General features: G+C 64.4%; 15 protein-coding genes. 6 read left to right on the forward strand and 9 right to left on the reverse strand.

The genetic code is table 11. From position 1 onward, the window contains the following. Positions 1–19 precede the first annotated feature (19 nt). From AB7F11_RS11950 to chrA, 6 genes are all read left to right on the forward strand, one after another. Positions 20–547: a TRAP transporter small permease gene (locus tag AB7F11_RS11950; protein ID WP_428300011.1), complete on the forward strand. Its 528-nt coding sequence runs from the start codon at positions 20–22 to the stop codon at positions 545–547. 34 nt (positions 548–581) lie between these two features. Then, the gene (locus AB7F11_RS11955) at positions 582–1,877 is read left to right on the forward strand and encodes a TRAP transporter large permease (protein WP_428300010.1); all 1,296 of its coding nucleotides are present in this window, start codon (positions 582–584) and stop codon (positions 1,875–1,877) included. Beyond that, positions 1,874–2,638, forward strand: a complete 765-nt coding sequence (locus AB7F11_RS11960; protein WP_428288822.1) for an aspartate/glutamate racemase family protein — start codon at positions 1,874–1,876, stop codon at positions 2,636–2,638. Before AB7F11_RS11955 ends, AB7F11_RS11960 begins: the two co-directional genes overlap by 4 nt. Continuing rightward, the gene (locus tag AB7F11_RS11965; RefSeq protein ID WP_428300009.1) at positions 2,635–3,504 is read left to right on the forward strand and encodes a fumarylacetoacetate hydrolase family protein; all 870 of its coding nucleotides are present in this window, start codon (positions 2,635–2,637) and stop codon (positions 3,502–3,504) included. The genes AB7F11_RS11960 and AB7F11_RS11965 overlap by 4 nt, the downstream gene beginning before the upstream one ends. A 90-nt stretch (positions 3,505–3,594) precedes the next feature. Continuing rightward, positions 3,595–5,127, forward strand: a complete 1,533-nt coding sequence (locus AB7F11_RS11970) for a methyl-accepting chemotaxis protein (RefSeq protein ID WP_428288820.1) — start codon at positions 3,595–3,597, stop codon at positions 5,125–5,127. 238 nt (positions 5,128–5,365) lie between these two features. Further along, on the forward strand, positions 5,366–6,691 hold the full coding sequence (chrA, locus tag AB7F11_RS11975) for a chromate efflux transporter (RefSeq protein ID WP_428288819.1): 1,326 nt from the start codon (positions 5,366–5,368) through the stop codon (positions 6,689–6,691). Positions 6,692–6,703: 12 nt separating this feature from the next. Here chrA and AB7F11_RS11980 read toward each other — a convergent pair whose 3' ends face one another. The 9 genes from AB7F11_RS11980 to AB7F11_RS12020 all read right to left on the reverse strand — a co-directional run bounded on the left by AB7F11_RS11980 (position 6,704) and on the right by AB7F11_RS12020 (position 13,836). Further along, positions 6,704–7,123 carry a nuclear transport factor 2 family protein gene (locus tag AB7F11_RS11980; RefSeq protein WP_428288818.1) on the reverse strand — a complete coding sequence of 140 codons (420 nt, stop codon included), beginning with the start codon at positions 7,121–7,123 and terminating at the stop codon, positions 6,704–6,706. A 105-nt stretch (positions 7,124–7,228) separates the two neighbouring features. Then, complete coding sequence (locus AB7F11_RS11985) at positions 7,229–8,074, reverse strand: alpha/beta fold hydrolase (protein WP_428288817.1); 846 nt, start codon at positions 8,072–8,074, stop codon at positions 7,229–7,231. Positions 8,075–8,087: 13 nt separating this feature from the next. Then, complete coding sequence (locus tag AB7F11_RS11990; protein ID WP_428288816.1) at positions 8,088–9,164, reverse strand: alkene reductase; 1,077 nt, start codon at positions 9,162–9,164, stop codon at positions 8,088–8,090. Positions 9,165–9,217: 53 nt separating this feature from the next. Beyond that, the gene (locus AB7F11_RS11995) at positions 9,218–9,922 is read right to left on the reverse strand and encodes an SDR family oxidoreductase (RefSeq protein ID WP_428288815.1); all 705 of its coding nucleotides are present in this window, start codon (positions 9,920–9,922) and stop codon (positions 9,218–9,220) included. Positions 9,923–10,009: 87 nt separating this feature from the next. Beyond that, a complete protein-coding gene (locus tag AB7F11_RS12000; protein ID WP_428288814.1) occupies positions 10,010–11,011 on the reverse strand; it encodes an NADP-dependent oxidoreductase in 1,002 nt (333 codons plus the stop codon). 85 nt (positions 11,012–11,096) lie between these two features. Continuing rightward, positions 11,097–11,702: a TetR/AcrR family transcriptional regulator gene (locus AB7F11_RS12005; protein WP_428288828.1), complete on the reverse strand. Its 606-nt coding sequence runs from the start codon at positions 11,700–11,702 to the stop codon at positions 11,097–11,099. A 77-nt stretch (positions 11,703–11,779) separates the two neighbouring features. Then, complete coding sequence (locus AB7F11_RS12010) at positions 11,780–12,649, reverse strand: hypothetical protein (protein WP_428288813.1); 870 nt, start codon at positions 12,647–12,649, stop codon at positions 11,780–11,782. A gap of 163 nt (positions 12,650–12,812) precedes the next feature. Beyond that, positions 12,813–13,124, reverse strand: coding sequence for an AzlD domain-containing protein (locus AB7F11_RS12015; protein ID WP_428288812.1), 312 nt, complete (start codon positions 13,122–13,124; stop codon positions 12,813–12,815). Between the two features lie 4 nt (positions 13,125–13,128). Then, positions 13,129–13,836, reverse strand: coding sequence for an AzlC family ABC transporter permease (locus tag AB7F11_RS12020; protein WP_428288811.1), 708 nt, complete (start codon positions 13,834–13,836; stop codon positions 13,129–13,131). Positions 13,837–13,849: the final 13 nt, after the last annotated feature.

The raw sequence follows: 13,849 nt of genomic DNA on the forward strand, positions 1-13,849 counted from the left end.
CTGACCCAGGAGTTTCGCCATGAGCAACACCCCCACGACCGACAGGTCAACCGGCCCCTGGTCGCGCGCCGGCCACTGGCTGGACCGCGCCGAATTCTGGTTCATCGCCCTGTCCTGCGCCGGCATCGTCGTGCTGGTGTTCGCGGGGGTGCTCTCGCGCTTCGTGTTCTCGCAGCCCATGGCGTGGTCCGAGGAACTCGCGCGATACCTGTTCCTCTGGGCGGCGCTGGTGGGTGCAGCAGCGGGTTGCCGCAACAACCAGCACGGCGGCATTCCGCTGCTGGTGCACAAGTTCCCGCCCGGCGGCCAGCGCTTCGTGGAGGTGCTGGTCACGGTGCTGGTGATCACCGTGCTCGTGGTGCTGGCCTGGCAGAGCCTGGGCTCCACCCGGCAGGCGCTGGAGAGCGGACAGACCAGCCTGGCCTCGGGGATTCCGGTGTGGGTGATCAATGGCATTGCCCTGGTGGCCTATGCGCTGGCCATCCTGCGCACGGCGCAAGGGTTCAAGGCCGGCGCCTACCACCCGCGCAATGCGGTGGCCGAATGAACAGCGGCGCTCATCAAGCACAAGGACAAGCAACATGGAACTGCTGAGCAACCCGGCCGTCATTGGCTTTTTCGTCTTCTTCGGTCTGCTCGCGCTCAATGCGCCGGTGTTCGTGGCGCTGGGTGGTGCCACACTGTTCACCATGGTGGTGCTCGGGGCGGCACCATTGAGCATGATGCCCTTCGTGGTGTCGAGTTCACTTGACTCGTTCACGCTGCTGGCCACGCCGCTCTTCATCATCGCCGGCAACCTGATGACACGCACCGGCGTGGCAGCGCGGCTGGTGAGCCTGACCGAAATCATCTTCGGGCGCATGCCAGGCGGCCTGGCGCTGACGACCCTCGTCACCGGCTGCGTGCTCGGCTCCATGAGCGGCTCCAACATCGCCACGGTGGCAGCGCTGAGCTTCCTCATTGGCGCCATGGCCAACTCCGGCTACCCACGCCCTTTTGCCGTGGCTGTGGTGGCGGCGGGCTGCACCTTCGGCGTGGTGATTCCCCCCTCGATCAGTTTCATCATCTACGGCGTGATCACGGAAACGTCCATCCCCAAACTGTTCGCCGCCGGCGTCATGCCCGGCCTGCTCATGCTGCTCCTGCTGGGTGGCTACACCGTGACGTTGTCCATGGTGAAAGGCTATCGGCCAGCCGAGGTGCCGCGCTCCTGGCCGATCTTCTTCAAGGCACTGCGCGAGGCTTTCTGGGGGCTCATGGCGCCGGTGATCATCCTGGGTGGCATCTACTCCGGCGTGTTCACCGCCACCGAAGCTGCGGCAGTGGCCGTGGTCTACATCATCATCGTTGATCGCCTGGTGTACCGGCAGATCCGCTGGCAGGACATGCCCGAAGTGTTCTATCAATCCGGCAAGACCATCGGTGTCATCGGCATGATGATCGCCATGTCGGCCGTGTTCGCCTGGGTGTTGCAGACACAGGGCGTGGCCCAGCTGCTCGACCAGATGCTGCACGCGGTCAGCGGTGGCAGCCGGGTGGTGATCCTGCTGGTGATGCAGTTCATCATCTTTCTCTCTGGCATGTTCCTCGAACCGATTGCCGCGATGTACCTGCTGGTGCCCCTGTTCAAGCCCACCCTGTTGGCGATCGACATGGACCTGATCCAGTTTGGCGCAGCGATGACCGTGAACCTCTCGCTGGCCCACCTCACCCCCCCGGTGGGCGTGGGGCTGTTCCTGGCGGCGCAGATGGGCAATGTATCGTTTGCCAAAGCGGCGAAGTGGGCCATACCCTTCGTCCTTTGTGAAATCGTGGTCGTGCTGCTGACCACGTTCATCCCGGCGATTGCCATGACGCTGCCCAACCTGCTGAAATGATGAAACGCCTTCTGCTCATCAACCCCAACATCTCCCAGAGTGTTTCCGACCTGATTCGTGCGGAGGCAGAACGCAGCGCTGCCCCCGACACGAGGATCGAGGTGCTGACCGCGCCGTTCGGCGTGGCCTACATTGAAACGCGGTTCGAGGCCATGATTGGCGCCTACGCCACGGCCGAGCTGGTGGCGCAGCACCACGAACGCTTCGACGCGGTGGTGGTGGCGGCCTTTGGCGACCCCGGACTGCCTGCGCTGCGCGAGGTGCTGGACATCCCGGTCACGGGGTTGACCGAGGCCGCCCTGGCCAGCGCCTGCCTGCTGGGCAACCGCTTCTCCATCGTCGCCATTTCACAGCGCATCCGCGCCTGGTACCGGGAAACCGTCCAGAGCTACGGGCTTGAGGGCCGGCTCGCCAGCATCCGCGGGCTCGACGAACCCTTGCAGGACATCGGCAACGTGCAAGGCAATCAGGGTGAACGACTGGTGGCGCTGGCCGAACGCTGTGTGGCAGAAGACGGCGCCGACGTGATCGTGCTGGCCGGGGCTCCACTGGCCGGTCTGGCCCGCACACTGCGCGGCCGTCTGCCTGTGCCGGCGGTCGACGGCGTGTCCAGCGCCGTGCGCCATGCGGAGTCGCTCGTCGCGCTGCAGCCCGGCCATGCCCGTTGCGGCAGCTTTGCACCGCCACCCCAAAAACCACACCAGGGGCTCAGCCCCGCCCTGGCGCGCCTGCTCGAACGCAAGACCGGGAGTGGCGCTTGAAACTCCTGCGCCACGGTCCCGCGGGCCACGAGCGGCCTGGACTGCTCGACGCCGAGGGGCACATTCGCGACCTCTCTGCCCTGCTCGACGACCTCACCCCCCGGACACTGGCTCCCGAGGTGTTGCAAGTGTTGGGCGCACTCAATGCCGCACGACTGCCCATCGTTGAGCCAGGAACTCGCCTGGGCGTGCCCTGGAGCGGGATCGGCAACTACGTGGGCGTCGGGCTGAACTACCACGATCACGCCGCCGAAGCAGGCCTGCCCATTCCAGCGGAGCCGATCCTGTTCGCCAAGTGGACCAGCTGCATCTGCGGACCCAATGACGACACCCTGCTGCCGGAAGGCGCCAACCAGCTCGACTGGGAAGTGGAGCTGGGCGTGGTGATCGGCCGGGAGGCGCGCAACGTCTCCGAGCGGCATGCCCTGGCGCACGTGGCGGGCTACTGCCTCACCAACGACGTGTCCGAGCGCGGCTACCAGATTGCGCGCAGCGGCGGGCAGTGGAGCAAAGGCAAAGGCTTCGACACCTTCGGTCCCATCGGGCCGTACCTCGTCACGGCCGATGAAGTGGGCGACCCGCAGCAGATCGACCTGTGGCTCGACGTGAACGGCCAGCGCATGCAGACCGGAAACACCCGCCACATGATCTTCAGTTGCGCGCAGCTGGTGAGCTATTGCAGCCGGGTGATGACGCTGCGCCCCGGTGACCTCATCACCACCGGCACGCCCGCAGGCGTGGGCATGGGCCTGAAGCCGCCACGCTACCTGAAGGCGGGCGACGTGGTGGAACCGGGCAGTGGCATGCTCGGTCGGCAGAGGCAGCGGGTGACAGCCCTGCCCCACATTCCGCCAGCTGAAATGTGAAAAGCGGCGGGGGCATCCCGCTTATCCGGGTACCGCCAGACGCCCCAATCGATCACCATGGAGGCCATTTCCCCCCTTGCCTGAAACCCCATGAAGATCGCACTGAAACTGCCACTGGCTTTTGCCGCCGGCCTCCTGCTGGTAGCCGCTGCCGCCCTTGTAGGCATCTACAGCCTCAATCACGCCATCAAGACCTTCGAGACGGAAGTTCACGAAAGTCACACCCGCGCTGCCGAGGCCAGCCATCTGCTGAGCCAGTTCAAGACGCAGGTGCAGGAATGGAAGAACACCCTGCTGCGCGGCAAAGATCCCGCACAACTGGACAAGTACTGGAAAGCCTTCAACACCATCGAAAAGGAAATGGCCGAACAGTCCTCCCTGCTCGCTGCGGCATTGCCTCCAGGGGAGGCCCGTGAACTGGTGCAGAAATTCGCAGCCGCGCACGGCGCCATGGGCAACAACTACCGTGCCGCATTCGAAACATTCAAAGCCTCGGGCTTTGACCACGCCGTGGGCGACAAGGCCGTCAGCGGCATGGACCGGGCACCCGCCCAGTTGCTGAACGATGCGGTGCAGAAAATTGCCGCAGACAGCGCCGCACTGGCGGACCAGGCGCAAGCCGAGGCCCGCCGCGCCACCACCGTCAGCCTTGCGCTGATGGCCATCGTCTGCGTGGTGGGTGTGGCGGGTGGCGTGGTCTTCAGCCGCACCATCACCACGCCCATTCAACGTGCGGTGAACACCGCCGAGCTGGTGGCGGACGGTGATCTCACCACGCCGGTCGTCGCCACCGGCAGAGACGAGATTGCCCAGCTGCTGCAGGCACTCAACACCATGCAGGTCAAGCTCGCTGCCGTGGTGCGCGAAGTGCGCCAGAACTCCGAGAACGTGGCCACAGCCAGTGCGCAGATCGCCCAGGGCAATCAGGACCTGAGCCAGCGCACCGAGCAACAGGCCTCCGCGCTGGAGGAAACCGCTGCCTCGATGGAGCAACTCAGCTCCACCGTGCGCCAGAATGCCGACAACGCGCGCCAGGCCAACCAGCTGGCCGTGGGCGCCAGCGAAGTGGCCGCCAAGGGCGGAGCGGTGGTCGGCGAAGTGGTGGAAACCATGAAGGGCATCAACGACTCCAGCCGCCGCATCAGCGACATCATTGGCGTGATCGACGGCATCTCTTTCCAGACCAACATCCTCGCCTTGAACGCAGCAGTGGAAGCGGCACGCGCCGGCGAGCAGGGTCGAGGCTTCGCGGTGGTGGCAGGCGAAGTTCGCAACCTCGCCCAGCGCAGCGCGGAAGCCGCCAAGGAAATCAAGGCATTGATCGGCGCCAGCGTGGAGCGTGTGGGCCAGGGCACCGCCTTGGTGGACGAAGCCGGTTCCCGCATGACCGAAATCGTCGCCGCCATCCAGCGTGTGACAGACATCATGGGCGAGATCAGCGCTGCTTCCACCGAGCAAAGCGATGGCGTGGCGCAAGTGGGGCATGCCGTCACTCAGATGGATCAGGCCACACAGCAGAACGCGGCACTGGTGGAAGAAAGCGCTGCCGCAGCGGCCAGCCTCAGGAGCCAGGCCGAGCGGCTGGTGCAAGCCGTTGCGGTGTTCAGGTTGTCGGTCGCCTGAGGAATCCCCGGGGCGTGTCGTCGCCCTGCGCACTGCGCACTGCGACTTGCGGCATTCACCCGCAGCGACACCACCAGCTCTTCGGCGCCCAGCAGCTGGATCGGCGCACGGGTGAGGTCCAGTCAAAGTGGACGGGCCATAGAGCCTGTCCGCATCGGCCCCCGACACTGCGGCATGATTGGACTCAGGAGCAGACGCTGCTCCGAGATTCGCAGGCTGAACCTCGCGGCACACCAACATGAACCCACCCGCACCCGTGTCCTTTGCCGAAGCCTTTCGTTTCTGGCTCAAGCTGGGCTTCATCAGCTTCGGTGGCCCGGCCGGGCAGATCGCGATCATGCACACCGAACTGGTGGAACGCCGGCGCTGGATCAGCGAGAGGCGTTTCCTTCATGCGCTCAACTACTGCATGTTGCTGCCGGGCCCGGAAGCTCAGCAGCTCGCCACCTACATTGGCTGGCTGATGCACCGCAGCTGGGGAGGCATCGTCGCCGGCGCGTTGTTCGTGTTGCCTTCGCTGTTCATCCTGATCGCGCTGTCCTGGGTCTACCTTGCCTTCGGCGACGTGCCTGTGGTGGCGGGTCTCTTCTATGGCATCAAACCCGCCGTCACTGCGCTGGTGCTGCACGCGGCCCACCGCATGGGCACACGCGCGCTCAAGAACGGCTGGATGTGGGACATCGCCGCCGTATCCTTCACAGCCATCTTCGCTCTGGACACGCCCTTTCCCGCCATCGTTGCCGCAGCCGGGTTGACAGGCTGGCTGGGGGCGCAACGCTGGCCGCAGGTGTTCGCCCTGCGCAGTGCAAACGACGGCGCCTGCAATGGCTACGGCCCGGCGACGATCGACGACGACACGCCCACACCTGTTCACGCAAGGTTTTCATATGGCAGGCTCTTGCGCGTGCTGGCCGGCGGCCTGATGCTGTGGCTGCTGGCCATGGGCGCCCTGGTGGCCTGGCAGGGCTGGAGCAACACCCTGGCGCAGATGGGCTGGTTCTTCACCAAGGCCGCCCTGCTGACCTTTGGCGGCGCCTACGCGGTGTTGCCCTATGTCTACCAGGGCGCCGTTGAAGGTTTTCAGTGGCTCAGCGGCCCGCAGATGATCGACGGCCTGGCGTTGGGCGAAACCACGCCCGGCCCCCTGATCATGGTGGTGGCCTTTGTCGGCTTCGTGGGTGGCTGGAACCAGGCCGTGCTGGGACCGGACACCCTGTTTCTTGGTGCCGCGCTGGCGGCTTCCGTCGTCACCTTCTTCACCTTCCTGCCATCCTTCGTGTTCATCCTCGCGGGCGGTCCGCTGGTGGAAGCGTCCCACGGAAAGCTGGGGTTCACCGCGCCGCTGTCGGCCATCACGGCTGCGGTGGTGGGCGTCATCCTCAATCTGGCTTTGTTCTTTGCCTACCACGTGTGGTGGCCGCAGGGTTTTGCAGGCCCGTTTGACGCCGTCTCGGCCGCCATCACGGTGGCTGCAGCGGTGGCGCTGTTCCGCTTCAAAACCGGCGTCCTCCCTTTGCTCGGCGTCTGCTCGGCCGCCGGGCTGGTCATCACGCTGCTGCGCTGAAGAGCACCGGGTCTACGCCACGTCGCCCAATGCCTCTACAAACCGGGCGCTGTCCGTCACCTGGTGGATGCTGGCAATGCGTCCATCTGCAAACCCGATGAGGTGAACGAACTCTGCGTCGAGCGCCTTGCGGGAACGACGGCCTTCCACTTTGTAGAGCCCCACGATCAGCAGGCGACCATCGTCCAGCGATGCGGCCTGCTCCACTTCGACGCCCACGCGAAAATGCCGACCCAGCGTCCACCACACCTCATCGCGCATGGCCGCAGGGCCCCGGTGCAGGCCGCCCACCCCCTTCGGCAAGCCGGGTGTGACGCGGCCCACAAAGTCAGGGTGCAGGATCTCCATCAGGGCGTCGCTGTCGCCGGTGGTGATGGCCTTGTAGAGCCGATCGACCAGGGCCCTCAGTTCAGCTTTCGCCAGTTGATTCATGAATGCCCATCCTTCCACAGCAACAGATTAAAAGTCGCACGCGTCGGATTTTAGACTCAGCGCACTCCGATCGCTTCTGCCGCCCGCCGCGCAGACTGGCGAACGTCAGCGGGACAGAAATTCAAGCGTGCTGCGCACGAAATCGGCATGGAACTGGAAAGCGCCTCCGTGTCCGGCGTCGGGATAGATGATCAGCTGGCTGTCTGGCAGGCGCCGAGCCAGGTCGTGCGAATTGATCGTTGGCACCATGCGGTCGTCTTCACCGTTGACCACAAGCACGGGCTGTCTGATCAGCGAAAGATTCGCTGGCGCTTTCTGCCCCCACACGCGCAGCGCTCGCAACTGGGCCAGGAATGCCCGCACGGAGATGGCCTTGTCGCGATTCTCGTTGCGCTCTTTCAATCGCGCGAGGAAGGCCTTGCCTGCCTCGATGCCATTGGGCGTTCGCGTGAAGAACAGGAATTGCTTCGCATCCTGGCCGGTCAAGAGGCCTCTGACGATGTCGTAGAAAGTCACGCCAGCCACAGAACTGATGCCTTGGCCGCCTGCGGGGCCGGTGCCTGCGAGAACCATCTTGCGGACAAGCTGCGGCTCCTTCAGCACGATTTCCTGGGCGACCATGCCACCCAGCGAAAACCCCAGCAGGTCCACCTGCTGGAAGCCCATGGCCCTGATGAAGGTGATGGCGTCATCCGCCATCTCTTCCATGGAGTTCGATGGCGAGCCACTGGATGCCCCGACGCCAGGAAGGTCGAAGGCAATGATGTGGTGCCTTGCCGAGATGCCATCCATGACCCGAGGGTCCCAGTTGTCCAGCACCGCTGCCAGGTGGACCAGAAACACCACGGGCGTTCCTCCATGGTGCTTGCCCATCTCTCGGAAAGCGAAGTTCACGTCACCCGCCGCGATGGTCTGGGTTGGAACGTTCCTCCAGTTCAATTTAGGGGTCATCGGTGGTTGCCTTTCAGGCTGCAAGCGCTGGATAGTCGGTGTAGCCCTTCGGGCCGGGTGTGTAGAACGTCGCCATGTCCACCGGGTTCAACGCCGCCCTGGACTGCATGCGTTCGACCAGATCGGGGTTGGCGATGAACGGGCGGGCAAAGGCGATGAGGCTCGCGTGACCCGCACGGAGCGCGTTCTCCGCACTGGCTTGATCGAAGCCCCCCGCCAGAATGAACTCACCGTGGAACGCCACACGAAGGCGAAACTTGAACGCGGCAGGCACGGGTGGTGCGCCCAATGCCGAATGGTCCAGCAGGTGAACATAAAGAATGCCCAGCTGCGCCAGTTCTTCGGTGAGTGCCAGGTACTGTGCCTCGACGTCCGGGTACGGACCGGTGCTGTTGACAACCCCATAGGGCGACAGCCGGATGCCCACTCGATCTGCGCCGATGGCAGCAACCGTGGCGCGAACCACCTCCAGCGCAAATCGGTTGCGGCCCTGGATGCCATCCCCATAGGCATCGGCGCGTTGATTCAAACCCGCGTTCAGAAATTGCTCGATCAGATAGCCGTTCGCTGCATGCAGTTCGACGCCGTCGAACCCCGCTTCTATGGCCAGCCGGGCAGATCTGGCGTATTCCGCCACGGTGTGGGTGATGTCGTCTGCGGTCATGGCACGTGGTGCGCTGTGTGGCTGCATGCCGTGCGCATCGGTGTACATCTCTCCCGGGCAGACGTCGGCCATTGGAGCCAGCACTTCGGCACCGGCTGGCAGGTTTGCCACATGGCTCACACGCCCGGTGTGCATGAGCTGCACAAAAATCCTGCCACCTCTGGCGTGAACAGCGTCGGTCACCAGCTTCCACCCCTGCACATGTTCCTCATTGAACAAGCCCGGAATGCGGGCGTAGCCCAGACCATTGGGCGAGGGCGACGTGCCCTCGGAGATGATCAGGCCGGCAGATGCCCGTTGGCCGTAGTACTCGGCCATCAAGGCATTGGGCGTGTTGTGCTCCACTGCGCGGCTGCGCGTCATCGGCGCCATGACGATGCGATTTCGGAGCTGCAAGGAGGGCGCGGAGAGTGTGGTGAATAGCATGGCTGTCTTTCTGTGTGTGGGGGGATGGAGCTGGGTGGGTCGGGGTTCTGGACTCAACGACCTTGGGGAAGGTAAGCCGGGCGTGGCGCCGTCAGGCCCTGCCGGACCTGCTGGGTGAGCACGTCAGCCAGCACTTCATCGGCGCCCTCCTCCAGTCCATCGAGCGCACGCTGGACGATTTCTTCGGCACTGCTTTTCTGGACTTCGAATCCTCGGGTGAGATCGGTGTCGACATACGCCATGTGCAGGCCCAGTACCTGTGTCTTTTGGCCAGCCAGCTCATGGCGAAGCGCGTTGGTCAACGACCACGCCGCCGACTTGCTGGCCGAGTAGGCGGCCAACTCGCCACCATTGACCCACGAGGCCACCGACAGCACATTGAGCAGAGCACCGCCGCCGTTGGCTTTGAGCACAGGCGCAAAGGCCTTGCTCACGTTCAGAACGCCAAAGAAGTTGGTCTCGAAAATGCGGCGGGCCAGCGCGTCGCTGTCTGCCGCGAGGAAGCCGCCGGCCTGGGCAATCCCCGCGTTGTTGATCACCAAGTTCACATCGGCGGCCTGCTGGGCGGCAGCCGCGATCTCGTCGGGCCTGGTCACGTCGAGCTTCAAAGCCTGGACACCAGGAAGGGTCACGGTGGCAGGATCTCGTGCGGCGGCGTAGACCTTGCGGGCGCCACGCGCGAGCAGTTCGCGCGCAAACGCGAGGCCGATACCACGGTTGGCACCCGTGACGAGGACAACGGAGTTCTGAATGTTCATGGGAGGCTCCAAAAAATGAACGGGATGGGACTTTCACATGACGATCGTCATATGTATGGGCGTCGGAAAACGTTCGTATCGAACGACTCACCGAACCTTGATGACCACCTTGCCCTTGGCTCGGCCGCTTTCGACGTAGGCCAGGGCATCGTTGGTGGACTCGAAGGGAAATACTTTGTCGATCACGGGGCGAATGGCGCCAGATTCAATCAGGGCGGCGATCTGCCGCAACTGGTTTCCGTTGGCCTTCATGAACAGGAACGAGTAGATGACATTGAGGCGTCGGGCTTGCCGGCGGGTTCCTGAGCTCAGGATGCGCGTGACCAGCCTCACCAGCCAGGGGGCCTGGATGTCTTCGGCAAACCGAGGATCGGGCGGTCCTGAAATAGAGATGAGACTTCCGCCCGGTTTGAGCACGCCCAGGGACTTCGCCAGCGTCTTGCCGTCCTGGCTGTTCAGCACAACGTCGTAACCACGCAGCTGATCTTCAAATTCCTCTTTCCTGTAGTCGATGACGACATCCGCACCCAGACTCTTCACGAGGGCAACGTTGCCTGTGCCGGTGGTCGTGGCAACCGTCGCTCCCAAATGCCTGGCCAGCTGAATGGCGAACGTACCCACGCCGCCAGAGCCCGCCTGGATGAAAACCTTCTGGCCCTTTTTGAGCTGGGCCTTTTCAACCAGCGCTTGCCATGCCGTCAAGCCCACCAGAGGAATGGACGCGGCTTCTTCCATCGTGATGTTCCTGGGCTTGATCGCCGCCGAAGCTTCCCTGACGGCAACGAGTTCGGCAAACGTACCGATGCGGAAGTCATCGGGCCTGGCGTAGACCTCGTCGCCCACTTTGAACTGCCGCACGCGCGTTCCAGTGCGAACCACCACGCCGGCCACATCGTGCCCCAGCACGAACGGCACGCGGTACGGCAGGATGAGCTTGAACTCACCGCTTCGAAGCTTGGAATCCAGAAGATTCACCGCGGTCGCGTGAACCTGGATCAACACCTCGTCTTCACGCAATTCGGGCTCCGGCACATCGGCCAGCCGCAAGCGCTCGTTTTTCCCATATCGATCCAGGAGAAATGCTTTCACGGCGTGTCCTTCTTCAAAGAGGAGCGGGGGTCAAATGATATGACGATCGTCATAATGATGGCTAAAAAAAAGGCGTTGCGACCAGTCAGGCAACGGAAGGAGCGAGGGCCTGCAACGCAGCACTGCAGAGCGAATCTGACAACGCGGGGTCATCAACGGCTCGGGCCAGCATCAAGGTGCCTACCATGGTGGCGACCGTCACCAAAGCCCGCTCATGTGCGCCGGGCTGGCCCCAATCTGACGACTGACGGGCAACCAGATCCATCATCTCCTTGATGCGGCGGGTGGCTGCCCGGCGCACTTCCGGCGATTGGCGGGGCATTTCAGAACCCAGGGCCGAAACCGGGCAGCCGGTCTCGATGCTTGCCAGGTGCTCTCTGGATAGATAGGCCTGCACCATCGCTCGCAAGGCCTGTTCCGGCGGTACGGCGGCAACCACCTTCGCGGCGAAGGCATTGGCCTCGGCACCCGCCTGGTCTGCCGCCTCGGCCAGCATGGCCTCGCGGGACTCGAAATGGGCGTAGAACGCACCATGCGTCAAGCCCGCCTCTTTCATGATGTCGGCCACGCCGGTACCGCCGTAGCCGCTGCGCCGGATGGCGCGAGCAGCCGCCCGCACGATGCGCTCGTGCGAAGCCTCTTTGGCAGCGGCTCGAATGGTCGATTGCGATTTTCGCATGATGTGCATCATACGCAAAAATCGCCGATGGTGCAAATGCACGTTGAAGCGGCAGGCATGGGAAGGCCCCAGCGGTACCCCCAACCCCGTCAATGCGTCTGCAGGCCCACCGGAAAATCGTAATGCTCGTCCACCACCCGCGCCGCCATCAGCGGCAGCATGCGGTCGATGAACACGTCACCGATCCATTGGCGCATGGCCGGGTCGGCGGTGTCGGTGCAGCCTTGCAGGGTGAGGCTGCTGAAGGTTTCGATGCCGTCTTCCATGAGCAGGCCAGGAGGCACCGGCGGCAGGGCGTGGCCCTGGTTGTCCACGGGGTGGCCCACGGTGGCTTGGTGCCAGGCGCTGATGAAGCGTTCGAAGCAGCCCACGGTGCCTTTGCGCCACACGTCGGTCACGTAGAAGTGCCAGGCGCCCTGATCTTCCACCACAAAGCCCCAGCTGAACTCGTGAATGCCGTCGGGTGCTTCGGCGAGCACCCCGATCTCCTGCACGTCTTCGCGCGCCTTGTATTCGGCATACAGCGGGCCGGGGCCGGTGAGCTCGCCGAGCACGAAGCGTTGCAGCAAGGCTGGATCTGAACTGAAAAGCGGCGGCGGGTCGCTCCACGCGCGCTTGGCGCGGTGAATGAGGCGCGATGTGGCGTCGGCGCTCTTCTGGGCGGTGATGCAGCGGTCCATGAATGCCTTTCGCCCCTCGGGCGTGGCGAGCTGGTCCACGGTTTCGCTGAACACGGCGTCGTCCTTCAGGTAACCGTCTTCGCGCAGGCGCAGCACGATGTCGAGCATGGAGCTGCGGGTGATGTGTTCGAGCATGAAGGCCATGTCGCCGCCATCGAATTGGTCCATGGACTGCTGGATCCAGGCGAGGGTTTCTTCCGGCGAGAGGCCCTGCGGAGCTCGCGGCATGTCGTTGAACAGGGCGCGCAGCACCCTGACGGTATCCAGATCGCTGGCCATGAAGTCTCCGGTGATGGCAGGCAGGGCCCGTCTCCCTTGATCAGGCCCTCAGCCAGCATAGCCGCGTCTGCCGAATTGACCCATGCTCCTTGCACGGGTGTGTGACTTTTGATTCGCTTTGGCCCAACGTCAAAGGGTGGAGCGTGATTTTTTTCGCCCGCTGTTACAACATGGCGCGGAGCAGCGCCGTGACCAGCATGCACGCCACCACGCCACCGAGCTGCCCGCCTCGGGCAAGCCAGGCGAGTGCGGCAGCCACCATGCCACCCACCAGCGCAGGGTCCAGGTTGCTCCATCTCGGGCCGGCCACCGAGCCCACCAGCATGCCGGCGAGCAAGGCGGGCGCGAGCGCGTCAATGACGGCGCTCACGCGCGGGGGCAGCTTGCGACCGTGCAGCACCACAGGGCCAGCGGCCTTCAAGGCGTAGTTGATGAGCGCGAAAGCCACCACAGTGAACAACATCGACGGGGTCATGGGCTCAACCCTCCGAGCGACGCAGGGCCAGGAAACCGGCCACGCCGCTGCACAGCAACGCCACGCCCGGTGGCACGAACCAGCACATCACCCCTGCGATGCAAGCGGCCAGCAGAATGATGGGGCGCTGGCGCGGACTCACGCGCCAGATCTCGAGCACGAAGATGAGGAACATGGCAGGGAACAGTGTGTCCAACCCCCACTGCTTCACCAACGCGGGCGATGGCGTGAGGTACGCGCCGATGGCCGTGCCCACCACCCAGGCGGGCCACTGCACCAGGGAGGCGGCGATCATCTTCTCGCGGCTCACGGAGCCATCGGGCCCGCGCGCGGTGGCCCATGACGCATCGATCACCGCCTGGGCTTCGAGCGAGCGCTGCCACACGCCGCCGCGCAGGCCTCGCGCGGCGCTGATGGCCAATGGGACAAAGCGCAAGTTGATCAGCGTGGCAGCGCTGATGGCCGCGAGAACGCCGCCACCACCGCTGAATGCCAGCACGATGGCGAACTGCGCGCCGCCCGCAAACACCGTGGCTGACATGAGCACCACCAGCCACGCTGGCCAGCCCTGCGCCACCGCCGCGACGCCAAAGCTCACCGCCAGGGCGAACGCCCCCACTGCCAGGCCCATGCCTGTAACCAGGCCTTCGCGCCAGTGCTGGCGACGGGTGGCTTCGGAGGTGTCGGGGGCTTCATCGGTGGCGGTGTTCATGCAGGCAGCGGAG

The organism is Hydrogenophaga sp. (genome assembly GCF_050250835.1).
Classification (GTDB): Bacteria; Pseudomonadota; Gammaproteobacteria; order Burkholderiales; family Burkholderiaceae_C; genus Hydrogenophaga.